We start from the raw sequence: 26,779 nt of genomic DNA, 5'->3' as shown, positions 1-26,779 counted from the left end.
TCGCCGCGAAGCACTTGAATCTGCTTTCCAGTGGAAAATTTTCCTGGATACCGCCAGGGAACCTTTTCCGTTGGAAAGCTCTCATTTTTTCTATAGTAATCCTGTGACCCAGGCCGGCGGGTCCCGGCCCCTGTATGGATTGGCTCGAACAAATTTCATGCCATCATGTTGCAATATTTTCCAGGCCCATCAGGATAGACCCGCCCGCATACTCTCCCCACGCCGCGCGTATATATGGATTACCGAAAAGTGGGGTGCCCAATGGGACCCCAAAAAGAGGTGTCCAATGATGAATGTAATCGACGACCGAGCTACCAAGTTAGGGGAATACATTGTAGAAAATAATGCTACCGTCCGTTGTGCCGCCAAACAGTTTGGCGTAAGTAAAAGCACGGTACATATGGAAGAAACAAAACAGAACGGTTGCTATGGCTAGTGAAATAGTGGAAAGGCCAGTGTACACAGATGCAAGAGTGTACACTGGCTCTTTCTGTTCCCCTAGTCTTTCAGCGCAGTGACCAGCACCACAAGCACTCCGTCCGGCCACTGGTACGCCGCGTTCGCCAATCCGCACAGCACACACATCGTAGCAGGATGCTGACCCTTGGGGCGTCCTCTCGTTCCGGGCCAGGGAGCGCAGAAGCTTGGATGTGTCCCTCTTGACGCCATCGATGCGGTACATGTCGTCGCCAACCACAGCGTTCAAATATCCCTTGGGCAACAATGCTGTCTGCTGGAATCGCCGAATTCGTAGAGAGACGCGGGCCGCATACGCAGCTTGCCATTGCGCCCCGCACCGTCGTGGCAGGATAAATTCCAGGTTGTGCCGCACCATTTTTGCCCATCCACACAGACGGCTCCGAAGGTGGCTAGATACTCTTGTAGGGTCTTGTCGATCATGCGGGGGCGGTAATGTTGTCTTTTCACAGCACGGCTTCCATACATTCAGCTCAATTATTCAATTCTATTCAGAGAGTTTTGGTTTTTTACCGTTAAGCCGAGTCTCATCAAAAAGCTGCTCCAAAAGCCCAAACGTTACAAACTGTCGCACAGATGCTACCCACTGTAACAGGTTTGCTGGTATAATTCTTTATAATCAGCAAGGTGGTGTAGGCAATGATCTTTGACTTTCCAGAACGGTTCCGTTATCTCCGGCAGTCCAAAAATTTAGCCCAAAGCCAGCTGGCCAACCTAATCGGTGTAGACAGGAGTACCATCTCGTCCTACGAAAGTAACATCCGGCAGCCCTCGTTGGACACGCTTTCGCGGATTGCAGATGTGTTTGGCGTAAGCACAGACTATCTTTTGGGACGCACGGATTCCCTCGGGTTTGACTCCCTTACGTTGAACGGAGAGGAAAAAGCCCTGGCCTATAAGCTTGCTTTCGCACTGTCGAAAAAGAACCTACAGCTTCGCCAGCTACAGGAGGAGGGGATACCCGATGCCTGAACCCATCTGTTCCCCGGATCACGATACCTGGGAGAAACGCTTTATTCCCGCCAAACCGAAAGCCACTCTCAGGAACCGGCTTTTCCGTGTATGCGCGTATTGCCGCGTTTCTACCGACAACGACGCGCAGCTGTCTTCCTTTGAGCTTCAGCAGGCCCACTACCGCCAGCTGGCAGGCCAGCGGCCCAACTGGAGTTTGCGGCATATTTACGCCGATGAGGGGATCTCCGGGGTCTCGCTGAAGAACCGCACGGCGTTTAACGACATGATCGCCGCCTGTGAAAAGGGAGAATATGACCTGATTGTAACAAAAAGCGTCTCCCGCTTTGCCAGGAACCTGGTGGACTGTATCTCTCTGGTCCGTAGGCTCAAGAACCTTGATCCGCCGGTGGGGGTATTTTTTGAAACGGATAATCTGAATACCATCGAAGAAAGTTCCGAATTTATGCTCACCTTTCTTGCCTCCTTCGCCCAGGAGGAATCCGTCAAAAAGCGGGAAGCCATGATCTGGTCCCTGTCCCAACGGTTCAAGGACTGCCAACTGCTGGCCCCTCCTCTGCTTGGTTATGACAGGCAGCGGGACACCGCCGGCCACTACATCAAGCATGCCCCGCTGGTCGTCAACAAGGCCGAGGCAAATGTGGTCCGCTTTATTTTCGACGCTTACCTGTATGGCTGGTCCCAGGCAGATATCGCCGCTTTTCTCACGGATATTGGATGCGGGACAAAAACCGGAAACACCGGCTGGAGCAACAGTTCGGTGGGCTACATCCTTTCCAACGAACGCTACTGTGGCGATATCCTGACCTGGAAGACCTTTACCTCCGACCTGTTTAACCACAAGCGCAAAAAGAACCGCCAGGACGTGGATCAGTATTACTACAGGGAGCAACACGAAGCAATCATTACAAGGGAAAAATTCGAGATGGCGCAGGCCCTCTTTGAAAACAGGAAGCACAGTATGCGCGGCGGAATGCCTCCCCTCCATGTGATAGACGACGGCGTCTTTCGCGGTTTCGTTCCCATTAACCACCATTGGATTAATGACGACCCCGGGCTGTATTATGACTTGTCAAACAGCGTAAGCATGCCGCGCAGGGAGATCCGCCTGCTCAAAAGTTCTTTTTCCCTGTTCGACCTCAAAGGCTATCAGGTGGTCAGGAGCCAGTTTACGCAGGCACGATATGAGGGGCCGGCGGTAACGATCGGGATAGACAAGATCATATTCAACCTGTTCTGTGTGAGGACGTTTTCCGACGTGGGCCATATCCAGCTGCTCCTGCATCCTTCCCAGCGGAAGATCGCCATACGGCCCTGTGACAAAGGGGCCGTACACTGCATCAAATGGCGCCCTGATGGGCATATGCCCTTGTATGCAAAAATTTTGCGCTGCCAGCATTTTGGCACGGCTCTCTTTCGCATGATGGAGTGGGACCCGAATTACTTATATAAGGTCCGGGGGACATGGGTGCAGCGGGAGCACAAGCAGATTATTGTTTATAATTTGGAAGACGCGGTGTCTGCCGTGCCGCTGTCTCCAACCAGCGGAGCCCGCTTGCGGCGCGCTGAGCTATACCCGGAAGCCTGGGAATACAGCTTTGGCGATGAGTTCTATGACCACATCCGCGAGAACGGCATCTTTTATATGGGGCAAAGCGCAGCGTGGCAAGCGGACAGGCCCAGCGTGCCTGCCCCGGGGGTCGAGCAATATAGAACACCCACCGGCTGCGAGCTTCAAGCGTTGGCGGACAAACTCAAAAAGAAGGATGGTGTTGGAAATGCGGCACAGGATAAGCTGGACCAGATATTCTGCAAAACAATGCCTGACGGGGAAGAAGAGATCGTACCGGACCTGGCGGGGTTCCAGGTCACAAAAGCGGAACTGTTCTCCCATACCCGCGAACCAGCGCTTACCATCTGGCCGGCGCGCATCCGTTTCAATATGTCCTGTCTCAGACGGTTTCCGGGGGTAACGCACATACAGCTGCTGATACATCCGGAGCAAAAGCGGCTGATCATCCGGCCCTGCCCGCCCGAAACGCCGGACGCCCTGCGTTGGGCGAAAGGCGGCGGGGATAAGGAGCTTGTGAACCGGGATATGCTTTGCAGGATATTCGCCGCCAAAATATTCGATCTGATGGGCTGGGACAGTGAGTACAGGTATAAGATCATGGGGAATCCCGCCGTCTATCAAAAGGAAGTGCTGTTTCTATTCAAGCTGACCGACTTTGAACTGTTTGTGGGAGGAAAAAGGGGAAAGTCCTATCTTCCCGGCGAGTGGCGGGAGTATTTCGGCATCCCGGCAGAACGGCATGAAGACAGCTATAAAATCAACCTTGCGGATGGATATATTACCACGGACCGCGTTTAGGAGGGGAGCAAATGAATATGAATCAATTCCAGTCCGAAGTAGAGCCGATTTCAATCGAGGGGTTTCAAGTAGTCAGCGGGGAGCTTTTCTCCCGTGTCAGCAGTTGTGCTTCGCCGTCCTGCACCATTTGGAGTTCGGGGATAACCTTCAACAGGCAGGCGCTGACCGCGCTGAACTGCTGTGAGCGCATCCGCCTGGAGGTACATCCACAGAAGAAAAGCCTTTTGGCCGTCCCGGTGACCGTCAAAGACAAGGACAGCATCATATGGCGCAAAAACATTAAAGAGTACGCACCAAGACGTATGGAATCCGTCCGGTTCTCCTCACAAATCTATGAGATATGGGGCTGGGATACCAGCTGGGTCTACAGGGCCGTGGGACACGTTGTGACAGTGGAGAACAAGATCATGCTCCTCTTTGATTTCAGCGCCCCTGAGCAGTGGAAGGCCAAAGAGAAAAAGACGGCAAAATGAATGGCGTATACATCTCTTTTTATTTGAAAGCGAATCGGGTCCATATTTTTGTGGAAGCCCTTCGCTCCATGGGCAGTCCTGAACGGATCCGCTTTCTTATCTCCAAGGATGGGCGGATCCTGCTGATCCAGCCTTATGGCAAAAGGGGGTTTACCTCGCATATGATCCCACGGGAAGTATATGATGGCAAGCGGCCGCTGGAAATATCCAGCTATAAACTGTGTACAATCCTGGCGGAGTTTCACGGCTGGGACCTGGGTTGTTCCTACCGTGTGCCTGAACGGATCGCGGCGGACACCCGTTCTGCGCTCTTCTTTTTGGATAAAGCCGAGGCTATCTGATAGCAAAACAGAACTTCTATTGTGGGTTATGGAGTGAAATGGCCTTCCCATATAGCGTGGCAGGAATTACTAAATAATGTGATATGTTATTTTCACAAGCGGCAAATGCTATGTAAGCACAATACATCCAATTACTATCCGGTACGTGTAAATTAGAAATGAACTGGCGTATTGATATATAATGCCAGTTCATTTTATTTATGCATACCTCTCAAAAACCTGTGATTCCCAGCGAAAATGCTTTTTTAAAAGCGTTTTGAATTGATCAAAGGTTCTCGTTTTTTCTTGACTCGGTCCCTGCCGCCAAAAAGCTGGAAGCAGGGGCATGAACTTATCAATGACGGTGATGACCGGCACGTTCCACACACTGGATTCTTCATTGTCGATCACAATCACCCGATGGGGCTTATCAATTTCAATCCCATCTTACCTTGTTCCGCCGGAGAGCATCCGTCCATTATAGGCGTACAGTTTGCTCAACTAGCAAGAACCAATCTTCATATCCAGCATGATCCTCCGGCGCAGCGGCTCGTAAATGTCCTCTCGCACGAAAGAGAGCTGCGCCTTGCAGCTCATGCTGTTGGAGCGCTCGAAAGCCAGATACCGACAGGGTCCAGTGCCAAAATCCAGCACGATGCCCTCTGGCCGGAACATACTCTCTGCTTTCTTCTGTCGAACGGCATGACGGTTCTGCGCGGCGCTGCGGTCGAAGATATTGCTGGAATCTACGTAGCAAATCACGTCCGACAGGTCGCTGATGAGCGTGTCCTCCATCGGTAGCTGGTAGTTGTCTCCACGCAGAACACACATAGTCTGAAAGAGCAGCGCGCAGTCCTGTTGCTCATGGAGCGAGGAAAGTACCTTGCACTTCTCCGTTGCTTTAGCATTTAGAGTAAAGGCATAGCCGCTCTCCGCACCTCCCTGAGCATAGGCCATGAGGGCGCTAGCAGAAAGTGAGTAGATTTTATACCTGACCTGTGGCACGGCAGTCACCTCTTGCCCAAATTATACCAGAGTCCTTTCCGGTTTGCAATATGAATACTGCTCCCACTTTTTCAAGCTGGGAGCGTTTCTATTTTACCGAAAGGACTGATGTGTATGCCAAAACCCATCGAAAAGCTTACCGTCATCGACGGCGAAACCCTACAGGACATGAGGTTTCAGCCGGGAAAGGGTGTCTTCTTCCAAAGCCGCAAAAGTAATGGACAGCGGCTGGTGCAAGTCTTCTTTGTCTCCGCAAAGGACGTAAGTGCCGCAAGTGACGCAACTTTGAGTGGTGCCGGATTTACCGTCCCTTGCGACCCTTACAATGCTGAACTCCCGTTATCCTCTAGGGAAAACGCCCATTCAGCGTGAGCCGCTACTTTCGACCCTTGCGCCCCTGTGAGGCCACAGCAGGCCCGTGTTGGCGTTTTTCGGCGGCAGTCGGGTACGTCTCCACCACCAGGCCCTGAGAAGGGCGTTTTGGGGCAATTCTGGCCCCGTTTCGCGGCAAGATTCAAAGGGGCCGGATTTCCCGGCAGGGGAGGGCCGTAAGGGCCTCCCGCTGGGGCAAGCAGAGCGCGTGGCTGTCCGCCCCGCACAAAAGAACCGGGCAGAAGCCCGTACCCACTTTAGAAAGGTATGAAAGGCAATAGAAAACGAGCAGAAACTCTGACGATTCGTCTGACAAAAACAGAGAAAGAAATGATTCAAAAGAAAGCAAAGAAGGCTCAACTCAGCGTTACAGATTTTTTCGTTGCAACATCGTTGCGCACGGAGATTCACGTTGCCGAGAACATCAAGCCTCTGCTGATTGAGCTGAAAAGAATCGACAACAACATCAACCAAATCACCATGAAAATCAATGCGGGAGCGTTCCACTCCGCTGACTTTTCGGATGTCATACAGGGTCAACGGATGCTCTACGAACAGCTCCTGCGCATTGCGGGAGGGCGGTAATGGCAACCGTAAAATTTACCCAGGAGAGCCGCCAATCAATTTGTGCCATGAAAGGCGTGATTTCCTACTGCTTGCAGGAGAAAAAGGTTGCGGATGATGCCTTAGTGGCATTTCCTGCGATGGAGAGAACGCATTTGCTGAATTCTTGACGGCAAAGACCGCCTATTGGAAGCAATCATTGGCCTGACAGCCGGCATAATATCCAACTCCAATTAATTTACCCCAGCGGTTCGGTGCTATCACCGGGCCGCTTTTCATATATATTCACATCGAGAAACTGAATCCAAAGGAGGCCTGGCAAACAATTTGAGTAAAAAAAAGCTGAATTACCGTTTTCATAATCCCAACCCCGACAGCCAAACGGCCAACTACATACTAAAGGTTTTCCTCGAATCGAACCGCCCAAAGGTTGAAAACGCGGTCCAACAGGCGGCGCAAGAAGTTCAGGCCGGGGAAGAAACGGAACATGAAACCATTACCAGGGCAATGTGATTTTCTCTTGCTATTTTTCCGCCAATGCGGTACAATAGTCTTGAAAGGGGGCGGCCTTATGCAAAAGGTTTATTCCATCCACGAAATCGAAAATATCCTCCAGCCGGTTTTCGCTGGTTATGGCGTGCGGCGAGCGGTGCTGTTCGGCTCCTACGCAAAGGGACAGGCCACTCCCCGCAGTGACGTGGACATTCTGGTTGACAGCGGCCTGCGCGGGCTGGCGTTCTTTGGCCTGTTGGAAGGTGTTTCATCCACACTGAGCGTACCGGTTGACCTTATCGATGTTTCACAAATCGAGGAGGGCTCTCAAATTGATGCAGAGATACGGCAGACAGGGGTGCCGATTTATGGGCAGTAAGGATCTTGCGGTGCTGAGAAAAATCCTTCGGCATATCGAAAGCATTATGCGCTACTGTGCCGATTGCCGTACGCTGGAAGATTTTTCATCCGACGCCATGCGCTTGGAGGCTACCGTCTTCAACCTGATGCAAATCGGCGAGCTTGCAAAGGAATCTCTGAGCGACGAGGCAAAGGCGCAGATTAAAACCATCCCCTGGCAGCAGATTTACGGCATGCGCAACCGGATTGTACATGGCTATTCCGGGGTCAATATGCAAATCGTGTGGGACACCGTATCGGTAGACATTCCCATGCTTCATAAAGAATTAGATTCGATTATCAAAACAAATTCTTAAATATGGCGGGGCCGAAAAAACGGCTCCGCCAATATTTTTATTGCTTTCCTGAAAGAAGTGTGGTAAACTCAGTAGTAACAAAACGTTTTAAATTGATTAGTGAGGTGCCCCATGAACATCGCTGCCTACTGCCGCGTCTCCACCGACAAGGAGGACCAGCTTAACAGCCTAGAAGCCCAGAAAGAATTCTTCTCAGAATACACCAAGCGCACCGGCGACGCGCTTGTGCGCTTGTACGCCGACGAGGGCATTTCCGGCACAAAGATCAAGAACCGCAAGGAGTTCCTGCGGATGATGGCGGATGCCGAGCACCATCTGTTCGACATGGTTGTGGTTAAGGACATCAGCCGCTTTGCCCGGAACACTGTGGACCTTCTCCAAAGCGTCCGCAGGCTGAAAGCCCTGGGCATCGAGACCCAGTTCCTCACTGCCAACATGACCAGTATGGGCAACAGCGAGTTCGTGCTAACTATCTTCGGCGCGCTGGCCCAAGAGGAGAGCGCCAACACCTCCAAGCGGGTAAAGTTCGGCAAGAAGATGAACGCCGAAAAAGGCCGGGTTCCCAACATCGTCTACGGCTATGATAAGACCGCTGGGGACTATTTTAATCTGGCAATTAACCCAACAGAGGCTGACATTGTCCGCCAAATCTTCCATATGTACACTGAGGAAGGGGCGGGCGCGGCGAAAATCGCCAACACCCTCAACGAGCGAGGCCTGCGCACCAAGCGCAACTGCTCCTGGAGCCAGAACGCCATCTGCCGCATCATCACCAACGAGCTGTACACCGGCAAAATCATCAACGGCAAGCAGGAAGTTTCCGACTTCCTCACCGGCCAGCGAGCGGACAAGCCTGAGGATGACTGGATCGTGGTGGACAGGCCCGAACTGCAAATCATCTCCCCCGAAACCTTCCAGCAGGCCCAAGAAATCTTGGACTCCCGCCACAAGACTTTCCGCACCGACCACCAGCGCCAGAGCAACAAGCACCTGTTCTCCACCCTCATCAAGTGCAAGGAGTGCGGCTGGTCCTTCTACCGCACCGTGCGCACCTACAAAAACACCTATGTGCGCTGGGTCTGCTCCGGCCACACCGGGCGAGGCGCGGATAGCTGCCCCAACGCCGTCACCGTGGACGAGGACGAATTGATAGGCACCTTGCAGGAATACTTCGCCCAGGTGCTGATGGCCAAGAAAAATATCATCCCCTATGTTGTCAAGGAGTTCCAGCGGGTTTACCGCGCTAAGGATGATAACCAGGAGTATGAAAAGGAATTGACCGCCCAACTTGCTAAGCTCCAAAAGACCCGCCAGAAGTACATGGATATGTACACCGATGACCTTATCAGCCGGGAGGAGCTGAACGAGAAGATAGGCGGCTCAAAGAAGGAAATCGAGCGCATCGAAAACGAGTTGAAAATCGTCGGCTACAATATCACCAAAGGCGACCAGTTGGAAAGCATCTTGCAAAACACCTTCAAGACCATCGAGGACATCACCGATGTGCGCTCCATGACCAACGCTCAGCTCAAGCGGCTGATCCAGAAAATCGAGGTGGACAAGGACGGCAACGTGGACATCTACCTGCGGCTTCTAGGCGATTTAGATCTGGAAGAAACCGTAGTGATTGCAGACAACCATACATAAAGATGTGTCTCAACGTCTCAAGTATATCAACCGGGGCCTTTACCGAGATGTGAAGAACGTCCTCGCCGTCAACAAGGCTCAGCGGCATATCCGCGGAGGCATGGCTACCAAGAAAAAATACCAGTCGCTAAAATGAACGCAAAACCCGCTGTCGGAAAACCGGCAGCGGGCTTTTTTTATTGTCCTATCCCTTTATTCGGGACAGCCCTAGTTGATCCCCTCAATGACAGACCGAGGGTCCAGGTAGGCGGCATCCCGGCGGACCTCCAGGTGCAGGTGGGGCTTGTCCGCCGACTCGGCCGGCACAGCCGTCACTGTGCCAATGGCTTGTCCGGCGGACACCACCTCTTCTGGCTCTACCAGGAAGTTCTCACCCAGTCCGCAATAGTAAAAATCATAGTCCCCATGCTCCACCACCACTACGTTGCCCAGCATGCTGTCCGTATAGGTCTGTTTCACAATGCCATTGGCACAGGCCAGCACCTGCTCTCCGCTTTCCGCGGTCAGGTCGGTGCCCGCATGCACCCGCCAGTCCCGCATGGTGGTGGAATAGACCGGCGCGCCCGCGCTGTAAGCCTTGCAAATTTCCTCCGATCCCACAGGATAGATCATCTCTTGGCTGATCTCATAAAGAGGCGCGTTGGCAGGCACCGGAGGCTGCTCTTCCTCTGGCTCCTCCTGTGTAGTGGGCGCTGGAGTGGGCGTGGGCTCCGGAGGAGCGGAGGGCTTGGGAGAGGGCGCGTTAGGCCTTGTGGTAGGAGCCGGGGTGGCGGCAGCCCAGTTATTTTGGGTATCGGGCGAAGGGCTGGCCACCGGCGCGGGGCTTCTGGGGGCCTCCGGGTCATCGTTTACCGCAGACTGCACCGGCTCGCTGCTCATGTAGCCCTGCACCGCGTCAAAGGTGCTCCAGGCCGCGATACCCACCGCCACCAGGCAGACCGCCAGCGCCAGGTAAAAGCCGTTTCGCCGGGCTTTACTTTCTGAAAAGCGTTTTCCGTTCATATCATACATCCCTTTCCGAATGAGAGCCCAGCTAATAGGCAGCGGGCTAAACCTCATATTTTCTTCACAACGGTAGTCTAGCCGGGTCGGAAAGAGATTATACAAAAACCGGAAAGCTAAAAACAAAAACGAAAAGAACCGGCTGCACGCCGGCCCTTTCCGTTTGCTTGAGGGGTATTATTGAGGAGGGTAGAACATGTATCTCAAGAAAAGGTGCGGTCCATTTCTTTTGAGTACGGGTTCATTATACTCTGGTTTGGGGGAAGATTTGTTAAACCCCTGTGAATAAACCTTAAAAGATTTTCCGGGTTTTTGCGAAAAAGGTCGCATCGCCCCAGCCTCTTAAAAGCTTGCAATGCCTCTTCTTTCATAGTATAATAGAAGTATTAACCCAAAAAAGGAGAATCGTCATGGGCAATATCGGCGTATTAGGCGCGGGTACCTGGGGCGTGGCCCTGGCCCGGATGCTCGCCAACACTGGCAGCCAGGTCACCCTATGGTCCGCGCTGAAAGAAGAGGTCCGCCAGCTCGCTTTGTTTCACACCCATCCCAACCTGCCCGGCGTGGCCATCCCCCAAAATATAATCTTTACCAGCCAGCTTCAGCAGGTCTGCCAGGGGCAAGACCTTCTTCTGTTTGCAGTGCCCTCTCCCTTTGTACGGGATACCGCTAAAAAAGCCGCTCCCTTTCTTCCAGACCAACAGCTGGTGGTGGACGCGGCCAAGGGCCTGGAAGCCGGCACCCTGCTTACCATGACCCAAGTCATTGCCGACGAATTGTCCAAAATTCATAAATCCGCCCGGCTGGCGGCCCTTTCTGGTCCCACTCATGCCGAGGAGGTGGCCCGGGACATGCCCACCACCATTGTTTCGGCCAGCGGCGATCTACGCGTTGCCGAAATGGTCCAGGATGTGTTCATGAACACCTGCATGCGGGTCTATACTAATACGGACCTGCTGGGTGTAGAGCTCTGCGGCGCCCTGAAAAACATTATGGCCCTGGCGGCGGGCATGTCCCGGGGCCTTGGCTACGGGGACAACACCAAGGCCGCCATTATTACCCGAGGTCTGGCGGAGATCACCCGGCTGGGCTTTGCCATGGGATGCAGCGAACAGACCTTTACAGGCCTGGCGGGCATAGGCGACCTGATTGTTACAGCCACCAGCGTCCACAGCCGAAACAACCGCTGCGGCCAGCTGATTGGCCAGGGCCTTAGCCCCCGGCAGGCGGTGGAGCGGGTGGGCATGGTGGTAGAGGGCATTCACGCAGTGCCCGCCGCCATGGAGCTCTCCCGGCGCTATGATATAGAAATGCCCATTGTAGAGGCCGTGGACGCCATCCTGCACCACGGGGTGTCCCCAGCAGAATCTGTTAAAGAGCTTATGGGCCGGGACAAAAAGCGAGAGCGCTCTACGCCGCTGGCAGCCGGGACGGAAAACCATTAAAAGCTGCATACAGCCTCTCTGGAAGCCGCTACTCTCCCCTTGGTTCCACCGCTTTCACCTGCTGGATGTTGACCCCGCACTGCTGCACATAAGGGGAAATAAAGGCAAACGCCTCTGCCTCGCCAGCATCCTCCTGGGGGAAATAAGTCCACTGGCTAAGAAAACTGTGGGCATAATTGCAATGGATATTCCCAGTATAAATCTCCACAATGGGGTCCGTGATAAATCCGCCCTCTCCCACCGCGCAGTCATCCCGCAGCATTGGGTAGCGTTGTCCATCTTTCACATAAATAATATGAATGTCCAGGTCCGCTTCTGTCAGGTTCAGGCGCTCTTCCCGGCCGGCCATTTCATTGTAGCTGTTCTCCGCTGTGACCTTCTCAAAATAGAACCAATCCCGGTAGTTGTTCATAATTTCCTGTTCCTGTCCCCGCAATTTTTCCGGAACCAAGAGGTTCATTGTCCTGTCATCATAGACAAATTGCTCTGTCAGTTCCTTCCCATCCGCCGTTTCGATGGGGTTCAGGGAAAAATAGTTTTTACTAATTGTAAGCCGGCAGCCGTTGGGCGCGGTTTCCGGGGGGCCCTCCAGCGTGTTGGCCGTGTAAAGGGGGGTACCCTCCTCATCCAGTGCCTGATAGTTGTACGCGTCCAGCACAAAAGCCCCCGCCTTCTCTTCCAACAGGCTAAAGAGCGCTTGGCTGCGCTGGGCAATTTCTAAATACTTTTCGTCGCTCTCATTCTCTCCGCTGTAGGTAACGACTGTGGTAAAGAGATGTGTTTTCTGGGTGGACGGCGCGGAACAACCAGCGAGGAGCAGAAACACCGCAAGCAGAGCTGAAAATATCTTTACAAACATAAAAAACTTCTCCTGTTTTTATAATATGGCGCCCCATTCCTGTAAGAGCAGCATACCGAATTCTCTTTACAGATTCCCCACCCTATCCCTTACATTTCTTTTACCTTTAGGAGGAAACCACCTATGTCAAAAAGGAAAAAAGCCAGACTTACTTCCGAAGAGCGCCGCCAGCGCCGGAGCCAGGACCTGCAAAGCGCTAAAAAAGAGATTAAGGCGCACCCAGCCCTCTTCACCGCATATGTGGTGCTGCGGGTTCTGGTGGTGGCGATCATGGTCCTTCAGCTGCTGAACCGAGAGTACTATGACGTGTTTCTTTGCGGCCTTACCCTCATCCTGTTCCTCATCCCCAGCTTTGTGGAGCGCCGCCTGCATATCGACGTGCCCAACACCCTGGAGGTCATGATCCTGCTGTTCATCTTCTCGGCGGAAATTCTGGGTGAGATACAAGAGTACTACCTGACCTACCCCTTCTGGGACACCATGCTGCATACCATCAACGGCTTTCTTATGGCCGCCATCGGCATTGCCATGGTGGATATTCTCAACCGCTCCCGCCGCTTTAAGGTACGGCTGTCTCCAGTGTTTGTGGCAGTGGTGGCTTTCTGCTTTTCCATGACCATCGGTGTGCTGTGGGAGTTCTTTGAGTACAGCATGGACACTTTCTTTAATATGGATATGCAAAAAGACACCTGGGTGCAGGTGGTAAACACCGTCAGTTTAAACCCGGAGGGCAAAAACGCCCCGGTGCACATCCCCATCGAAAGCGTGGTGGTAAACGGGCAGGAGTGGCCCGGCTACCTGGATATTGGCCTAAACGACACCATGAAGGACCTTTTGGTGAACTTTGTGGGCGCGGCGATCTTTTCCCTCATTGGCATGGTCTACATTATGGGCCGGGGCACCGGGAAGTTCGCCCCCCGGTTTATTCCCCGGCTCAAGGAAAACGAGCTGCCTCCCCCACAGGCCAGCGAGAAGAAGGAAGAACGCCCCAGCCTGCTGGAACCCATTCCCCTGGAAGGCCCCGACGCCCCGGAGGCCCCGGAGATGATGGACCTTTTCACAAAAGATGGCAGGCCCACCGGCCAGACCATAGAACGGGGCGGGGACAAGGGCCAGAGCTATACCCTGGGAATGCACGTGTACATCTACGACAGTCAGGGGCGCTTTTTGTTACAAAAACGGGCGGAAAACAAGCGCTTCCTCCCCGGCCAGTGGGAGACCACCATGGGCCACGCCCTTTCAGGAGAGACCAGCTTCGACTGCGTCCTGCGGGAAGTCAAAGAGGAACTGGGGGTAGAGCTGCTTCCAGAGGCTGTTATAAAAATTTACCGCTGGCACGAACACGCGGACCAGATGCTGACGGACGTCTATTTTGTCCAGGCCGATCTGGACGAACACGCCCTGACCCTGCAAAAGGACGAGGTCCTGGGGGCCCAGTGGGTCAGCCGGAAGGAAATGCTGGCCTTTATCGACAAAATGGACTACCGTCCGGAAAATTACAAGCGGGTGGTCCGGGAGTACATCGTGGACTGCGTGGGGGCCGCCACCCCATGAGCATCATCTCTCTTATCAGAGAAAACCGCGCCCCAAGCCGCTGGTTTAGCCGCTGCCTTTCGGGTGGCACTCAAGCCCTCGACCCTGCCGCGGGACATTGCCACCGGGCTATTTGCCTAGACGGAAGATCTGACCAGGCCCTATGGAGAGGGGACGGCCTATAATTATGTCCACCCCACCAAGTCCAAGATGATCGCCTTTCTCTGTCCCCGGGGGGCGCCATGCTGAATCTCATTGAGATACGCCGGCCCTTTGCTGGAAAAACGCCCACAACAAAAGTTCGGTATAGGTGGACAGAGCTTTGACTATTAGAGCCTCCTTCATACAGCAGGCTCTAACGTGAGAATATTCCCTTTGAATAAGGAGGAAACGCCATGATGCAAACCATGATCCAAACCCGGCAGGGGGCCGTAGAGGGGCTTTTGTCACAAGATGGCAAAACCCTCATTTTCCGGGGCCTGCCTTATGCCCAGCCTCCGGTGGGCCCGTTGCGCTTTTGCCGGCCGCAGACTCACGCGCCCTGGCAGGGAGTTCTGCCCTGTAAGGAATTTGGTCCCCGTTGTCCCCAGGCGGACCTGGCGGGTATGGACTTTTACGGAAAGGAATTCTACGACCAGCTGGTGCCCCCCTGCGGCGAGGACTGCCTGACCCTAAACATCTGGACCCCAGCGGACGCCGGACCCGAAAGCCGCCTGCCGGTGCTCTTCTGGATCCACGGCGGGGCCTTTATGCACGGCTGCGGCAGCGAGAAGGAGTTTGACGGAGAGGGCTTTGCCCAAAAGGGAGTGGTGCTGGTCACCATCAACTACCGGGTCAACGCTTTCGGGTTTTTTGCCCACCCGGATCTGGAAGCGGAGAACCCGGAGGGTGTATCCGGCAACTACGGTATTCTGGACCAGCTTTTTGCCCTGGACTGGGTGCGGGCAAACATTGCGGCCTTTGGCGGCGACCCGGAAAAAATCACCCTGGCCGGGCAGTCCGCCGGGTGTATGAGCGTGCAGGCCCTCATCTCCTCTCCCCTGGCCAAGGGCATGGTCCAGGGGGCCATTCTGCAAAGCGGCGGGGGGCTGCGGGCCCTGCACGAGACTCCTACTAAAGAGCATGCCTGGACCGCGGGCCGGCAGCTGATGGAGCATCTGGGGGTTTCCAGCATCCAGGAGCTGCGGCAGGTTCCTGCCCAGGCCTTGATGGAAGGAGCCTATGCCGTCGCTGGGGAACAGCTGCGCTGGACGCCCCATCAAGACGGCTGGCTGCTGCCTGGCTCCACCGACGCCCTGGCCGAGAGCGGGCAGGTTCACGACATTGCCTACATGATCGGCTCCCTGGGGGATGACATCGGCGGCAGCTCCCTTTTGCAGGAGAGCGGGGCCCGCTGGTGCCAAAACCAACTGGAGCTGGGGCGGCGGCCAGCGTACTTATACTTTTTTGACCGGAAGTTGCCCGGAGACCATGCCGGGGCTTTCCATTCGGCGGAGCTATGGTATGTGTTCCAGACCCAAGACCGCTGCTGGCGGCCCTGGGAGGACCGGGACCACCAGCTGGCCGGGGAGGTTTCAGCCTACTGGGCGAACTTCGTAAAAACCGGCGACCCCAACGGCCCCGGCCTGCCCCGCTGGGAGCCCTATACCCAAGAACATCCGGCGGCCTTGGAGCTAAAATAAGTCCGCCGCAAAATCCCTGTTGACACCTCGCCACTTTTCCGCTATAATAATATAGAAGTTTGTTTGGCGAGGTGTAGCTCACCCGGTAGAGCGCTTGGTTTGGGACCAAGAGGCACGGAGTTCGAGTCTCCGCACTTCGACCATCCTAAGAAAACCCAAAAGATATTTGGGCAAAGAACCGCGCGGTTGGCGCGGTTCTTTGGTTTTTTGTGAAGTGAAAAAGTCCCGGAATTCCAAATGTTTACGATTGGAAGGAAGCAATTTCAGATGAGGCGGTACCGTCTTTTTGAGTTCCTAGGCCCCCTGCTGTTTCGGTTGCGGGGCTTAGTTCCTTTCGCTGCCTTCCCTCCGCTAACTTGGTATATTGTTTTTCTCGGTATAACTTCAGTTTGTGCCGAACTCGGTACACTTGCAGCAGGCTGCGCTCGTGTAAAAGGATCATGCTCACGCAACTTCCCATCCCCATAGATAAAAACCGCACGACCATGAAAGACCGTACGGGAAAATAGGTTCTCAATTCTATCCTATCAAAACGACAAAAAAGCCAGCGCTCACCACATAGGTGTGTGCTGGCTTTCTGCGAACCATGAAACGTACCGTCTGGCCTGGCTTACCCGAGGCCTTTATATTTGCCTAGTGGCTTCCAGTCTTTAGTACATCCCACCCTTCGGAACGGATATACAGAAATACCACAAATTTCACAAAGATATTGTGTTAAATCCGTGAGTTCGAGTTGAAAGCTGTGCTATTTGCACTAAAATTCACGCTTTGAAAAATATCACGTCTATGTAAATCTACGCCTTTCTACAAGCAATTGGCTTAAGTTTTAGCTTAAGCTGGGAGCGTTTCACAAGCTTGCAGCAGCCTAGAAAAAAGCCCTTTCGACTGTTTCATAGTCCACATGAGTATAGACATCGTATGTCACACTTATGTTGGAGTGTCCCATAATTGTTTGTAAGGATTTAGCGTCAATTCCCGCCATTGCCATATTGGTACAAAATGTATGCCGCAAAACATGAGGGGTAACGCTCGGCATAATCTTTCCATACTGACCGACAAATTTTTTCTGCATTTGGTGCATATAGTTTTGAAGGTGCATCCCGACTTTAGGCTTACCACCCTTATCAAGAAACAGGAAACCGCAGTAACCGTCAACAATCTTTTCTACTTTCGGGCGTGGACGATTTTCAAGTACTCTCTGGAAAGCCCAACAAGCCTCATCGGTGAGGGGAATAGTCCTAAAACCGTTCTTTGCCTTTGGATCAGTAATAAAATACAGCTTATCTGCTGTCCTGCAAAGTTGCTTGTCAATGCGGATATATCGTTTATTAAGATCAATATCGGCTTTTGTAAGTCCATATAGCTCCGATACCCTTAATCCTGTGTTCAAAAGTATTAGGATATCATCATAGTAATTACCATTCCCATACTCTTGGATAAAGGACAAATACAGCTTTTGATGAGTCTTTGTTAATGAATCTTGGGGCTTTTCATCATCAGGAATATATTCAGACAATGTAAACTTAAAGGGGTTTTTTCGGATTGCGCCATCTTCTACAGCCATTTCAAACGCTGGCCTAAGAAGATTGTGAATAATACCTACTGTGTTTTGTTTAAGCCCTTTGTCATGAAAAGAGATTAGATAGGCTATAGCATCGGATTTCTTGACAGTATTAATTCTGCGTTCTCCAAAAGGAATAGCCTTGATTCTGTTGATTCCTGTTTGATAGGCACGAATAGAATTTTGCTTAAGGTCACGCCGCAGATTCATATACTTTTCAACCAACTCAATTACCGTTATATCGCCAGCAGCGCTATCTATCCCATCCAGTTTATCTTTATGAATTTGAATTTCTTTCTGGCGCAATTCATCAAGCGTTTTTGCGTAGAAATCCCGCCGCTTTCCTTTCGCATCGGTATAGCGATAATCATATGTACCGTTTGACCTCTGCCATTCGCCAGTCTTTAAGACTCTGCCCTTGCTATCTTTACGCTTTCCCATGAAAACCTCCTTTCGGGAAAGCGACTTTGAATGTGTACCTATTATATCACTTCAAAGACCGCTTGTCCATATGTCAGATTGAATATGCTTGTTCCAGATATTTCTCAAAAGGCTTGCGCTTGATGAGCCTCTTATTTCCGACAAATAGAACAAACGAACAATTTTCATCATTGCTGATTTCGCGGATTCGATTAATCCCAACATTTGAATAAGCTGCCGCCTCTTCAAGCGTTAAATTGGCTTTCTCCCAGATAGGGACATTTATCATTTATCAACTCCTTTCACTGCCAGCCCCCGACCATATTTATAAACCGCGATCTTGTATAGTATCATATGGTCTTTTCATCTATTGGTTATCTTAATACTGTTATACTAATCTTGTTACTGTTTCGTTATCATGCAATTTATACCCGCCGCTTTTAGGAAGGTGTCACCCAAATAGTGACCCCCTTTAACCTTTGGTAGTGAGGTGGTTTTTCACCCCCTTGTGAAATCCTGTAAGCCAAAGCGGCGGGATATAGATTGTTGTAAAGCAGTTATACTTTACAAGTCTTTTCTATTTACGATACGACATTTTCATACTAACTTTACGGGTTTAAGAGCGTAATCTTTCCCCAAAATGGGATAGTTTGCGATACCATTCCGATGCAACTACCGGTGATAGCAGCAGATATTACATATTAGCACCAATATATCACGCGAAATATTTTTGTAGTACAGTTGCCCTCCCACTCAAAACCCCGACAAAGACAATATTTATGCGGGTTCCGAGACTTTTACCCATGCACCTAAAAGCCATAATTAAATATAAATAAATTATGGCTGTTTGGTGCATAGGTGAAATGCCAGAAACCCCAGTATTCATGCGGGTTTGCGGGCTTTTTGGCTGGAGGGGAAGTGGAGTAATTGATAAAATTGTTATGACTATATTTGCAATATTGCCCTACTCTCGCCGTAAGGCGACTATACACTGAGTCCCTTATATCATATCAACAAGTTTCTATTCTTGTTCTCGTATCAGTCTACCACAAATAGAGTACACATACCTCCACTTGCCGTAGTCTGTGCTAAACCTTCCTGCCGCTTGCTTTTTTGTGACAGCTTGAGCAATATAGCCTTGCTTGTCCTGCAATACATCTTGCAATTTCAAAAGGTAATCTTCTTTTAGCTGTGACAAGTCTTTTATTATTTTACCTTTGAGTGATCTGCTGCCTTCAAGACATGTATCACATACCGTAATAGACATTTTATTACGAATAGAAAAAGTGTTTGTCAAATTATCATCCTCCATTAATAAAAATAGAATTAACAATGGCTTTAGCCATTCTCTATTGCTGTTGCGCCCTTTGCAAAAGGCAATACTCTCTTCGCTTGCGAGTAGCAAGCGGACTATGTGTGACATACTGCATAGGCGTTAGGTGTGGTCGCTTGCGCGAGAGTGTCCCCTTGCGGGGAGAGGTTACTATTATATGAGAACTCATTGGCGCAAATATGGCTACTTCAATCCCAAATTAGGGGGCTTTTGGCTTGTTTCACTTTGCAAAAAATGACGATTATCCCCTTGCTTTGTGCAGAAAATGACGATTACTCCCATTTTGAGAAGTTTTAGGAAATACCAATAGCCTTGTTTGGGAAGAATTGCAAATATCCTTCTATTTTTGTTGGATCAGTGCCCATGAAAAGAACATTGGGGTTTATAATCATTCTCCATTCATTGCTTTCAGAATCCTTTATAAAGTTGCAAAGCTTCTGTTCTCGGCGCTCATTCTCAAACAAATCATAGCCAATAAAGGTTATCTTTTTCAGAACTCGTGTTAAGCGTCCACTATTCGTAGGATTAAAGTTGAGAAGTGAACAGATTTCTTCTATATTCATCGGCTCTAATTTATGTGGGCTTCTTTCGTTTGGGTTACAGCAGATTACATTCCATTCTTTGTTGATATATGGCACAAGCTGAATTATATACCCAAAATAGCGAATATTCTGTTCGCTCTGGATCATTTTTTGATACAACGATTTGACTGGATCGATATACAGGCGAATTTGCTTTTGAAATTTGCTTCTACCCTTAATAAAGTAATCGCTGAGTATCATTTCCCCATTTTCTTTAAGTGTGAGAAGTGCAGACTCTTGACATTCTTTTAGAAAGTCATATACAGTGCGTTGGGATATTCCTAAAATTCCTTTTAAATCCTCAGATTTCATTATGGTTCTTTCACTTAACATCAAGCGGCCTGTGTCATATTCTGAATAAACCGATAAATAAGCAAGCCTGCCCAGTATTTGCGGACTAATTTTATTATTTAGTCTTGTTCGTTTCATCAACACAAAGCCCCCTTGTTTCCCTGCCTGACTTCTGCGTAATTCTTTATGGTATAGAGCCTCCTTTGCGCGTTTCGCCTTTTCTTTATCCTCGTTAGAATAGAAAGTACCACCATCTGATTCAAAATATTCTCCCGTGGCCTGATCTATATAGCAATGTTTACCATTAATGTTTTGTGGCATTAAACACCTCCCTTGATTAGTCAATAATAATATATCTGCTGGTGTCATTGTGACAGGGGAGGGCTACGGGCAAGAGTTTTCATTTCTCTACGAATCATATCTTCTTATTCAACTTTGTCTTTGCATATTTTTAAAAACATATATTGCTACAACAGTGCTTAGTGTTAAGCATACAGCCATAATCATCTTCATTCATATTGCTATAAAATTCATCTAAATCAATTTGAATTTCTTTTCCGTATTCTGGACATTTTGTAAATACGTTTTCATAATTAAGTTTTGTACAAATAGCAGTATCTCCAATTTTTTGTTTTACGTACAGCATAAAATTTCTTCTTTCATTTTATTGTTTTAAAATGTGCAGTCTTGAGCGACCAGCAGCAATTGAGACTGTTTACAAAATTATTTTAATATCAATGATACCATCGAAAATCTTTTGAGCAAACATCTATATTCTCTTATAAAACACGATTTTGTTTATCACCATCGTACTATGATTTAGCCGCAGCCTTTTTTGATAATCTCCACCACCCTTGACCTGTGGTAATAAGCTGATTAATAAATTCTAAAGCTATCGCCTCATATGGATTACCAGAAACAATCTGCAATACTACATTAACCACTTCAATTTTTTTGCCTGTAGAATGTTCATCTTGTGTACCTTATGGTTTGAAATTTACACGCAGCACATTATGTGGTGATGCTTTGCCTTGCAATTCTTTCTTTACAAGTTCATTCCACTGTGCGCACGGGAACTTACCTTTGTTATATTCAAGTATGCGCTGCCAAATAGTTCATTGCTACTGCATATTTTGAGGAATTTATCACAATACGTATATTCAAGCGCCCCGCCAGAATCTATAGAAAGCTTTCCGAAAGCGTTCACATAAATATTGCAGCATACAATCTTTTGATCCTCATAGAACATATGGTATGTATTATACGCATAGCAAACTGGGGCATAGTCTTTACTTAATACTTCAATCCGCTGCATGGGATGGTATTTAAGCACGTCAGATTTATCAAGTGTGTATTCGTTCAAACATTTAGCGCGTCCCAATTTGCTTGGGCTATTGCCTCACATGATCTTCAAAACATCTGCATATCCTAATAGCGCGTCCTTATATTTTGAATAGTTCTCCATACATAAGTCATGATATTCATGGTAGTGGTCAAGGCTTATGCCTACAATGCAACGGCTTACTTCTGCTTGCGGTTTATACTTATCACCGCCTGACAAACATTTTGAACATGATATATCAATGATTTCTTTATATCTTTTGATGATATTAATAAACCTTTTGCTAAATATAAGCCCATTCACATACATTTCAAGATTCAAGACTGGAATACCCTTTTTGCACAACTCATTGGCTATATATTCCATAGTATCAAGTGCCAACGTTGGCTCCCCTCCAGTAAAAAACATACCTCCAATTAGTTCTGTCTGATCCAGTAATGAATCAATATACTTTCGGTCGATGTCAACTTCTTGTGCTTCGCCCCGTAGGCAATGCCCGCATTTCATATTGCAACGGCGTGTCAGCTCAATGGTTAAATTTTCGAACGTTATTTTGTCCAAATTATTCCTCCTTTTTGCACTGTGGATAAGGGGCGGTGTTGACCACCGCCCCAACGGTGACGTACTTACTTTTTAACAAGCCCACCAAGAGCTTTCACAGCATCGTCAAGCTTAATAACTTGATCGGTAGTGCTTTTCTTGCAAGCAAACAAAACGTGTTTCATAGTATCGCCTCCCTTCGTATGATGATGTATCAAAACGCCTTAATAGGAAGTTTTGCCAAACTATAGAAAATATCCCTTGCTTTTCTTGTGCTACTTTTTTCGTGTGTCCGCTTTTCGCTTATGTCCCACTTTTCAAAAAATTCTGGACATAATGCTTGACTTTCGTTTCAAGTTGTGGTAGAATACAAGCATAAATAAAGTATAAGGAAAAGTGTATACATCGGTCGGTTGAGTTCGCCTTGTATTATATCAAAATAAGGTGTGTTTTGTCAACCGTTTTTGCAGAAGTTTTTTCTGACTTCTGCTATTTTTGTTTGCATAGCTATAAATGGTTTTGTAGCGCGTGTAGCGGCTTTTATTGTTACAATAGTATTTGGGTACTAACCAACACAATAGACCGTGATATAAAGTGCTACACGGCGTTTTAAGGTTACCCCTGCCGCTTTACCTGGAATTGTACACAAACAAAAAGGAGAGGCCGTAGCCCCTCCCCTTATTCAAAGCGTAACTCCAAAGTGTATTGCTGCCGCTTGTCTGGCCTCGTCATCCTCCAAACCTTGTACTGCGTATGTATGCCCATCTGTGGACTCTATAACAAAAGTCTTTTCGTCCATGGGCTATATGTCAGTGATGTTATCAATACAGTAACGGTCACCAGTTTGCCCCGTAAATATAGCAAAGTCATATTGCCGCTTGCTTTCGTTGTTTGCCCAAATCTGGTGCTGTAGGTCTACTGGCAAATCTTCATCAATTTCTTTGTCGCTAAAATACCCTCCCGCAGCCTCTGGCGGCTCATCATACCAAAAGCTTGCTTTATCGTTGGCAAGATAGCAGTCAGGCCAGACAAGCAGCTCTTCGCAGTTATTAGCAACGTATATACGTATTCAGAATGTGGAAAGACTCTGTACTCTGAGGATGTGCAACAACACTTGAAAACGATGATTGAATCAGCCAAGAAACTTAAAATTGGAATTGGCATTATTGATTACGCAAAAGCTATAGCAATGATTTAGTGCTATAGGCTGTCATAGTATCAGTAGACAGAAAGCGGCGGGGTTTATAGCCCTGCCGCTTTTACTTTATAGTCCAAGTTCTTTTACTCTGCGATAATATGTGTTAGGTTTTAACCCAACAATCTCCATTGCTTTTCTTGCCGTGATCTTATCCGCTCTCCAGTCCGCAACCGTAGATTTGAACAAGGTTTCATCAAACCCAATAGGCTTGCGGCCTTTGTACTTACCCGCCGCTTTGGCTACGGCTATGCCCTCGCGCTGGCGCTGCAATATGCTTTCCCGCTCTAACTCTGCCATAGCCGCAAAGATAGTCAACATGAACTTGCCTTGCGGCGTGGTGGTGTCAAGGGATTCTTTCAAGCTGACAAACTCAACCCCTTTGTCCTGTAGTTGCTCGACAATAGAAAGCAAGTCTTTTGTGTTTCGGGCAATACGGCTGATAGATTCTGTTACTACGGTATCTCCCCTACGTACATAGTCAAGCAATTCCTTCAGTTTTGGCCTGTTTGTGTCTTTGCCTGACTGCTTGTCTATGTATAGACTCTCGGTTTCAACCCCGCGCTGCTGTAAAGCCTCAATCTACCTTGCCTCATTCTGCTCTACTGTGGAAACTCGCACATACCCTAGGGCCTGTTCACATAAGGGAATCAACGATAAGAGCGAAATGGACAAAGGCCAAAAAGATGACATCAAGTTTATCATAGCGAGTGAAAATACGACGAAATCTTTTGAGACGTCGAAAAAGCCTTTCCACTTGATTGCGCTGTTTGTATAGCAGCTTATCATAGTCCCAAGGATTTTTGCGATTACTTTTCGGAGGGACTACAGGTATATAGCCCAGCTCAGTGGCTAAAGCTCGCGTCTCGTCTCCTTCATAAGCACGGTCCATTAGAAGATAAACGGATCGGTCAACTGGCCCAAGCTGCCGTAAAAGGGCGCGCCCTTCCGGAGCATCGCCGCAGTTTCCTGCGGACAACGCAAACATTACCCCATCCCGGTCAGATGCGGCAACCATATGATGGTGTTCCATCCCCCGCGTGTCCGCCCGATGGACTGTGGTCCGCTTTTTTCAAAGCGCCCATTCCGTCTGGATGTACTTTGATACAAGTGGAATCCAGGCTCACTATGTTTACTTGGATTTGAATGATCCCTAGTTGCTGTAAGTGCAAAAACGCCTTTTGCAGTACACCTTTTTTTGCCCAGCGGTTTACCCGGACATAGATCACATGCCAATCCCCGTATTCTTTGGGCAGCCTCCTCCACTTGCACCCGTTCTCTACGATGTACAGCACTGCGTTCAATACTTCCAGGTTGCTGATTTTCGCTGGTTTCCTTTGCTTGGGAAAACATTCTTGGATTTTTTCATACTGTTCTCTATTCAGTTCCATAGTCCTATTGTATCATACTTTGCCCCTTATGTGAACACTACCTAGCAACATTGCTTGCAACTCCCTTGATTTGATAGGATAAGTATACCATAAAGCCAAGAGCGTCTCAATAGGGTATATGAAAATTTAAACATTTCAAAACGCAATAGGTAATTTGTATGACATAGTTTTTAGCGCCCTATCGATGTGTCATATGGGTATACCCTATTGAAACAATACAGGGCCGTAATAGCTCACTCTGCTCTTGCTTGGAGGGAAAGAGGCGGGGGTACTTTACAAATTTGGGGGATTTCCATTTTTGGATGGGGCTATAGTACACCCGCTCAACATACAGGTGAAATTTTTAAACGGAAATAGCTGACCTGTCAATTTGGCAGATCAGCTATTTCTATTCGTCTACTATCTCCAACTTCTCTAACGCAAACTCCACACAGCGCAAAATCAGCTCATTTCTTGTTCTGCCTGTCTGATTGCCGATTGCGTCAAGCTTTTTTACCAATTCTACCGGCATACGGCACGACACTACCGTATTTTCGCCGTACACCTTTTTAGAGCGTACAATAAATTTATCACTGTTTGCCATACCCTCACCCACGCTATCTCTGTAGTCTATTAGTATTATAGCCCACAAATTTGTATTCAAGATATACTACAAAGGTTTATAAATCGAATCTGGCGTAGTATAATGGGACTACTAGGGCTTGTTTGAAAATAGAGGAAATGACGAATTTTTGGCCAGAAGGGGACAGTTTCAAGGAGAAGAACCGCTGTAGTTAGCTGCGCTAACTACGTCACTCTGGCGATTGACGAGGATTTTCGACGTAGAAAGTGGCCTCATATGGCAAAAAAGACGACGTTTTCGATTTTTCAAACAAGCCCTAATCTCAAGGAGGCACAAGATAATGAAAAGGGTTGTTTCAATTGTTTTGGTGTTGGCGTTACTGGTACAGTTGTGGGGGTGTGGAACAATATCGTCAGGCAGTAGCACTGATTTACAAGATAGTACGATTTCAGCATTACAAGATGAAGTGAGTCGATTAACGCAAGAGAACAAGAATCCACGAAATCAGCAGCAGGAATGGGAGAAAAATTCACAGGTAATAGAGTTGACTCCCTCTCCTTCATCAGAAAAGGAACCTACTCCAGATATACAGATATATGATGATGAGTTCTTAACTATCTATTATCGCCGATGCCAAAGGGATGAATACGGTGATGAAGATATCGTTTTCTATATTGATAACAAATATGATCAAGGGTTAGCGATAATGGCCTCATCCCTGTCTTTAGATAGAGAAAATGTCAATGTTGGATGGAATGAGTCTATAGCAGCACATTCAAGAGGCGAATTGAAATTGTCTGTCGATGATGATTCTTCGCTACCAACCTTGACTCCTTCTACTATCACAATGAGCGGTCGCGCATTTACGGATAGCGGATGGGACACAGTTACAGAATTCAACATAGTTGATGCCCAACTTGCTGTAAATTCAAATGAGCAGAAAGATTCTACCCCAAACGAAAGCTCTCAAAGCGATGTATCAGAGACATATTCTGCTTTTATGGACGCTTCATCGCTTTCGGTTGATAATTTAAATATAAATTCATCACTCGGATTTGCAATGTACAGCCATAACGGTTTACTGCTGGATACTGAAACTGTTGAGCAATTCAAAAACACGAGTTATTTGCAAGGTGTAAAATTAAATGCGGGTATGATGTATGACTCTCTTGCGAGAAGCCTTGAGGAATACAGTGAAACTTATCCAGATGGGTACAAGGAATCATATGGTATAGATTTTTGGACAGCTTATGGAAATGTCTGTACCGTTTTATGGGGAATAGAAAAGACAAGTGATAATCCAGCTGTAAGAATGCGGTTTCTTAAATCTGGATTATTGTTCATTGATGGGGATCAAGCACTTATTGGAATTATATCGCGTTTGAGTGAATGTACCACAATTCAAGGAAATTTCCCTACCAAATCTGAATTTGAAGAAGGAAATATGTGTTCATTTGAAATACCTGATTTATCCGCAACAGCATGGGAACTTGAAATAACAGAAACAGCATTAGGTTATATACTTGCTAAAATAGCAGACTACACAGAAGATTATGAATTTGCTGACAATTTCTTCAAATGCAATATACCTGTAAGAAATTATTCATTTGCGAATAGTTAAAACATATCCATT

General features: G+C 48.7%; 31 protein-coding genes, 1 tRNA gene and 1 pseudogene. 18 read left to right on the top strand and 15 right to left on the bottom strand.

Annotated elements, in window-relative coordinates; all coding sequences use genetic code 11:
* The first annotated feature begins 157 nt into the window (after nt 1-157).
* The gene (locus U8U68_RS22315) at nt 158-436 is read left to right on the top strand and encodes a sporulation transcriptional regulator SpoIIID (RefSeq protein WP_367575792.1); all 279 of its coding nucleotides are present in this window, start codon (nt 158-160) and stop codon (nt 434-436) included.
* On the opposite strand, the gene U8U68_RS04870 is transcribed toward U8U68_RS22315, so the two are convergent.
* On the bottom strand, nt 320-706 hold the full coding sequence (locus tag U8U68_RS04870) for a hypothetical protein (protein WP_322199699.1): 387 nt from the start codon (nt 704-706) through the stop codon (nt 320-322). The two genes, U8U68_RS22315 and U8U68_RS04870, sit on opposite strands and share 117 nt — an antisense overlap.
* Nucleotides 703-927: a hypothetical protein gene (locus tag U8U68_RS04865; protein WP_322199698.1), complete on the bottom strand. Its 225-nt coding sequence runs from the start codon at nt 925-927 to the stop codon at nt 703-705. The genes U8U68_RS04870 and U8U68_RS04865 overlap by 4 nt, the downstream gene beginning before the upstream one ends.
* A 189-nt stretch (nt 928-1,116) precedes the next feature.
* Here U8U68_RS04865 and U8U68_RS04860 point away from each other — a divergent pair, with 189 nt between their 5' ends.
* The 4 genes from U8U68_RS04860 to U8U68_RS04845 all read left to right on the top strand — a co-directional run bounded on the left by U8U68_RS04860 (nt 1,117) and on the right by U8U68_RS04845 (nt 4,634).
* Complete coding sequence (locus tag U8U68_RS04860; protein WP_322199697.1) at nt 1,117-1,449, top strand: helix-turn-helix domain-containing protein; 333 nt, start codon at nt 1,117-1,119, stop codon at nt 1,447-1,449.
* On the top strand, nt 1,442-3,820 hold the full coding sequence (locus U8U68_RS04855; protein ID WP_322199696.1) for a recombinase family protein: 2,379 nt from the start codon (nt 1,442-1,444) through the stop codon (nt 3,818-3,820). Before U8U68_RS04860 ends, U8U68_RS04855 begins: the two co-directional genes overlap by 8 nt.
* An 11-nt stretch (nt 3,821-3,831) precedes the next feature.
* Entirely contained in the window at nt 3,832-4,293 is a 462-nt protein-coding gene (locus tag U8U68_RS04850) for a hypothetical protein (protein ID WP_322199695.1), read from the top strand.
* A gap of 161 nt (nt 4,294-4,454) precedes the next feature.
* Complete coding sequence (locus tag U8U68_RS04845) at nt 4,455-4,634, top strand: hypothetical protein (RefSeq protein WP_322199694.1); 180 nt, start codon at nt 4,455-4,457, stop codon at nt 4,632-4,634.
* Nucleotides 4,635-4,832: 198 nt separating this feature from the next.
* Here U8U68_RS04845 and U8U68_RS04840 read toward each other — a convergent pair whose 3' ends face one another.
* Nucleotides 4,833-5,030: a hypothetical protein gene (locus tag U8U68_RS04840; RefSeq protein WP_322199693.1), complete on the bottom strand. Its 198-nt coding sequence runs from the start codon at nt 5,028-5,030 to the stop codon at nt 4,833-4,835.
* An 84-nt stretch (nt 5,031-5,114) separates the two neighbouring features.
* Nucleotides 5,115-5,618 (bottom strand): hypothetical protein, encoded by a 504-nt coding sequence (locus U8U68_RS04835; RefSeq protein WP_322199692.1) that lies wholly within the window; start codon nt 5,616-5,618, stop codon nt 5,115-5,117.
* A gap of 114 nt (nt 5,619-5,732) precedes the next feature.
* On the opposite strand from U8U68_RS04835, the gene U8U68_RS04830 reads away from it, so the two are divergent.
* The 8 genes from U8U68_RS04830 (at nt 5,733) to U8U68_RS04795 (ending at nt 9,545) form a co-directional block, all read left to right on the top strand.
* Nucleotides 5,733-5,990, top strand: a complete 258-nt coding sequence (locus U8U68_RS04830; RefSeq protein WP_322199691.1) for a hypothetical protein — start codon at nt 5,733-5,735, stop codon at nt 5,988-5,990.
* Between the two features lie 267 nt (nt 5,991-6,257).
* Nucleotides 6,258-6,575: a plasmid mobilization protein gene (locus U8U68_RS04825; protein ID WP_322199690.1), complete on the top strand. Its 318-nt coding sequence runs from the start codon at nt 6,258-6,260 to the stop codon at nt 6,573-6,575.
* Nucleotides 6,575-6,724, top strand: a complete 150-nt coding sequence (locus tag U8U68_RS04820; protein WP_322199689.1) for a hypothetical protein — start codon at nt 6,575-6,577, stop codon at nt 6,722-6,724. Before U8U68_RS04825 ends, U8U68_RS04820 begins: the two co-directional genes overlap by 1 nt.
* Nucleotides 6,725-6,881: 157 nt before the next feature.
* On the top strand, nt 6,882-7,067 hold the full coding sequence (locus U8U68_RS04815; protein WP_322199688.1) for a hypothetical protein: 186 nt from the start codon (nt 6,882-6,884) through the stop codon (nt 7,065-7,067).
* A gap of 58 nt (nt 7,068-7,125) precedes the next feature.
* The gene (locus U8U68_RS04810) at nt 7,126-7,425 is read left to right on the top strand and encodes a nucleotidyltransferase family protein (RefSeq protein ID WP_322172664.1); all 300 of its coding nucleotides are present in this window, start codon (nt 7,126-7,128) and stop codon (nt 7,423-7,425) included.
* Nucleotides 7,415-7,762 (top strand): HepT-like ribonuclease domain-containing protein, encoded by a 348-nt coding sequence (locus U8U68_RS04805; RefSeq protein WP_322199687.1) that lies wholly within the window; start codon nt 7,415-7,417, stop codon nt 7,760-7,762. The genes U8U68_RS04810 and U8U68_RS04805 overlap by 11 nt, the downstream gene beginning before the upstream one ends.
* A gap of 111 nt (nt 7,763-7,873) precedes the next feature.
* Entirely contained in the window at nt 7,874-9,409 is a 1,536-nt protein-coding gene (locus tag U8U68_RS04800) for a recombinase family protein (RefSeq protein ID WP_322199686.1), read from the top strand.
* A gap of 4 nt (nt 9,410-9,413) precedes the next feature.
* A complete protein-coding gene (locus U8U68_RS04795) occupies nt 9,414-9,545 on the top strand; it encodes a sporulation transcriptional regulator SpoIIID (protein ID WP_322199747.1) in 132 nt (43 codons plus the stop codon).
* Between the two features lie 71 nt (nt 9,546-9,616).
* Here U8U68_RS04795 and U8U68_RS04790 read toward each other — a convergent pair whose 3' ends face one another.
* Nucleotides 9,617-10,411 carry a peptidoglycan DD-metalloendopeptidase family protein gene (locus tag U8U68_RS04790; protein WP_322199685.1) on the bottom strand — a complete coding sequence of 265 codons (795 nt, stop codon included), beginning with the start codon at nt 10,409-10,411 and terminating at the stop codon, nt 9,617-9,619.
* 410 nt (nt 10,412-10,821) lie between these two features.
* Here U8U68_RS04790 and U8U68_RS04785 point away from each other — a divergent pair, with 410 nt between their 5' ends.
* Nucleotides 10,822-11,856, top strand: coding sequence for an NAD(P)H-dependent glycerol-3-phosphate dehydrogenase (locus U8U68_RS04785; protein WP_322199684.1), 1,035 nt, complete (start codon nt 10,822-10,824; stop codon nt 11,854-11,856).
* Nucleotides 11,857-11,884: 28 nt separating this feature from the next.
* On the opposite strand, the gene U8U68_RS04780 is transcribed toward U8U68_RS04785, so the two are convergent.
* Nucleotides 11,885-12,715, bottom strand: a complete 831-nt coding sequence (locus U8U68_RS04780) for a bacteriocin-associated integral membrane family protein (protein ID WP_322199683.1) — start codon at nt 12,713-12,715, stop codon at nt 11,885-11,887.
* A gap of 123 nt (nt 12,716-12,838) precedes the next feature.
* On the opposite strand from U8U68_RS04780, the gene U8U68_RS04775 reads away from it, so the two are divergent.
* From U8U68_RS04775 to U8U68_RS04765, 3 genes are all read left to right on the top strand, one after another.
* Nucleotides 12,839-14,269, top strand: a complete 1,431-nt coding sequence (locus tag U8U68_RS04775) for a DUF2238 domain-containing protein (protein WP_322199682.1) — start codon at nt 12,839-12,841, stop codon at nt 14,267-14,269.
* Between the two features lie 374 nt (nt 14,270-14,643).
* Nucleotides 14,644-15,930, top strand: a complete 1,287-nt coding sequence (locus tag U8U68_RS04770; protein WP_322199681.1) for a carboxylesterase/lipase family protein — start codon at nt 14,644-14,646, stop codon at nt 15,928-15,930.
* 67 nt (nt 15,931-15,997) lie between these two features.
* Nucleotides 15,998-16,073: transfer RNA gene (locus U8U68_RS04765), tRNA-Pro, on the top strand.
* A gap of 722 nt (nt 16,074-16,795) precedes the next feature.
* Here the strand turns inward: U8U68_RS04765 and U8U68_RS04760 are convergent.
* The 9 genes and pseudogenes from U8U68_RS04760 to U8U68_RS04720 all read right to left on the bottom strand — a co-directional run bounded on the left by U8U68_RS04760 (nt 16,796) and on the right by U8U68_RS04720 (nt 25,167).
* Complete coding sequence (locus U8U68_RS04760; protein ID WP_322199680.1) at nt 16,796-17,932, bottom strand: site-specific integrase; 1,137 nt, start codon at nt 17,930-17,932, stop codon at nt 16,796-16,798.
* A 73-nt stretch (nt 17,933-18,005) separates the two neighbouring features.
* Nucleotides 18,006-18,200, bottom strand: coding sequence for an excisionase (locus U8U68_RS04755; protein WP_322199679.1), 195 nt, complete (start codon nt 18,198-18,200; stop codon nt 18,006-18,008).
* A gap of 732 nt (nt 18,201-18,932) precedes the next feature.
* The gene (locus U8U68_RS04750; RefSeq protein WP_322199678.1) at nt 18,933-19,208 is read right to left on the bottom strand and encodes a hypothetical protein; all 276 of its coding nucleotides are present in this window, start codon (nt 19,206-19,208) and stop codon (nt 18,933-18,935) included.
* 329 nt (nt 19,209-19,537) lie between these two features.
* Nucleotides 19,538-20,437, bottom strand: a complete 900-nt coding sequence (locus U8U68_RS04745; RefSeq protein WP_322199677.1) for a hypothetical protein — start codon at nt 20,435-20,437, stop codon at nt 19,538-19,540.
* A gap of 130 nt (nt 20,438-20,567) precedes the next feature.
* On the bottom strand, nt 20,568-20,762 hold the full coding sequence (locus U8U68_RS04740) for a hypothetical protein (protein ID WP_322199676.1): 195 nt from the start codon (nt 20,760-20,762) through the stop codon (nt 20,568-20,570).
* Between the two features lie 753 nt (nt 20,763-21,515).
* The gene (locus U8U68_RS04735; RefSeq protein ID WP_322199675.1) at nt 21,516-22,019 is read right to left on the bottom strand and encodes a radical SAM protein; all 504 of its coding nucleotides are present in this window, start codon (nt 22,017-22,019) and stop codon (nt 21,516-21,518) included.
* Between the two features lie 1,243 nt (nt 22,020-23,262).
* Nucleotides 23,263-23,775, bottom strand: coding sequence for a recombinase family protein (locus U8U68_RS04730; protein ID WP_322199746.1), 513 nt, complete (start codon nt 23,773-23,775; stop codon nt 23,263-23,265).
* A gap of 55 nt (nt 23,776-23,830) precedes the next feature.
* Nucleotides 23,831-24,584 (bottom strand): annotated as a pseudogene (locus U8U68_RS04725) (IS5 family transposase).
* Nucleotides 24,585-24,972: 388 nt separating this feature from the next.
* Nucleotides 24,973-25,167 (bottom strand): ribbon-helix-helix domain-containing protein, encoded by a 195-nt coding sequence (locus U8U68_RS04720; protein ID WP_322199674.1) that lies wholly within the window; start codon nt 25,165-25,167, stop codon nt 24,973-24,975.
* Between the two features lie 319 nt (nt 25,168-25,486).
* Here U8U68_RS04720 and U8U68_RS04715 point away from each other — a divergent pair, with 319 nt between their 5' ends.
* A complete protein-coding gene (locus U8U68_RS04715) occupies nt 25,487-26,767 on the top strand; it encodes a hypothetical protein (protein ID WP_322199673.1) in 1,281 nt (426 codons plus the stop codon).
* Nucleotides 26,768-26,779 lie beyond the last annotated feature (12 nt).

The organism is Acutalibacter intestini (assembly GCF_034334985.1).
In the GTDB taxonomy this organism is placed as follows: domain Bacteria; phylum Bacillota; class Clostridia; order Oscillospirales; family Acutalibacteraceae; genus Acutalibacter; species Acutalibacter intestini.
This window is presented reverse-complemented; position numbering and strand designations above follow the sequence as displayed.

Coding starts and splice junctions, on each gene's coding strand:
- U8U68_RS04805 (WP_322199687.1), top strand. CDS start 7,415: ATGGGCAGTAAGGATCTTGCGGTGCTGAGAAAAATCCTTCGGCATATC.
- U8U68_RS04785 (WP_322199684.1), top strand. CDS start 10,822: ATGGGCAATATCGGCGTATTAGGCGCGGGTACCTGGGGCGTGGCCCTG.
- U8U68_RS04780 (WP_322199683.1), bottom strand. CDS start 12,715: ATGTTTGTAAAGATATTTTCAGCTCTGCTTGCGGTGTTTCTGCTCCTC.
- U8U68_RS04715 (WP_322199673.1), top strand. CDS start 25,487: ATGAAAAGGGTTGTTTCAATTGTTTTGGTGTTGGCGTTACTGGTACAG.
- U8U68_RS04720 (WP_322199674.1), bottom strand. CDS start 25,167: ATGGCAAACAGTGATAAATTTATTGTACGCTCTAAAAAGGTGTACGGC.
- U8U68_RS04850 (WP_322199695.1), top strand. CDS start 3,832: ATGAATATGAATCAATTCCAGTCCGAAGTAGAGCCGATTTCAATCGAG.
- U8U68_RS04790 (WP_322199685.1), bottom strand. CDS start 10,411: ATGAACGGAAAACGCTTTTCAGAAAGTAAAGCCCGGCGAAACGGCTTT.
- U8U68_RS04770 (WP_322199681.1), top strand. CDS start 14,644: ATGATGCAAACCATGATCCAAACCCGGCAGGGGGCCGTAGAGGGGCTT.
- U8U68_RS04810 (WP_322172664.1), top strand. CDS start 7,126: ATGCAAAAGGTTTATTCCATCCACGAAATCGAAAATATCCTCCAGCCG.
- U8U68_RS04845 (WP_322199694.1), top strand. CDS start 4,455: ATGATCCCACGGGAAGTATATGATGGCAAGCGGCCGCTGGAAATATCC.
- U8U68_RS04820 (WP_322199689.1), top strand. CDS start 6,575: ATGGCAACCGTAAAATTTACCCAGGAGAGCCGCCAATCAATTTGTGCC.
- U8U68_RS04740 (WP_322199676.1), bottom strand. CDS start 20,762: ATGCTGTACGTAAAACAAAAAATTGGAGATACTGCTATTTGTACAAAA.
- U8U68_RS22315 (WP_367575792.1), top strand. CDS start 158: ATGCCATCATGTTGCAATATTTTCCAGGCCCATCAGGATAGACCCGCC.
- U8U68_RS04800 (WP_322199686.1), top strand. CDS start 7,874: ATGAACATCGCTGCCTACTGCCGCGTCTCCACCGACAAGGAGGACCAG.
- U8U68_RS04830 (WP_322199691.1), top strand. CDS start 5,733: ATGCCAAAACCCATCGAAAAGCTTACCGTCATCGACGGCGAAACCCTA.
- U8U68_RS04860 (WP_322199697.1), top strand. CDS start 1,117: ATGATCTTTGACTTTCCAGAACGGTTCCGTTATCTCCGGCAGTCCAAA.
- U8U68_RS04855 (WP_322199696.1), top strand. CDS start 1,442: ATGCCTGAACCCATCTGTTCCCCGGATCACGATACCTGGGAGAAACGC.
- U8U68_RS04745 (WP_322199677.1), bottom strand. CDS start 20,437: ATGCCACAAAACATTAATGGTAAACATTGCTATATAGATCAGGCCACG.
- U8U68_RS04825 (WP_322199690.1), top strand. CDS start 6,258: ATGAAAGGCAATAGAAAACGAGCAGAAACTCTGACGATTCGTCTGACA.
- U8U68_RS04755 (WP_322199679.1), bottom strand. CDS start 18,200: ATGATAAATGTCCCTATCTGGGAGAAAGCCAATTTAACGCTTGAAGAG.
- U8U68_RS04760 (WP_322199680.1), bottom strand. CDS start 17,932: ATGGGAAAGCGTAAAGATAGCAAGGGCAGAGTCTTAAAGACTGGCGAA.
- U8U68_RS04775 (WP_322199682.1), top strand. CDS start 12,839: ATGTCAAAAAGGAAAAAAGCCAGACTTACTTCCGAAGAGCGCCGCCAG.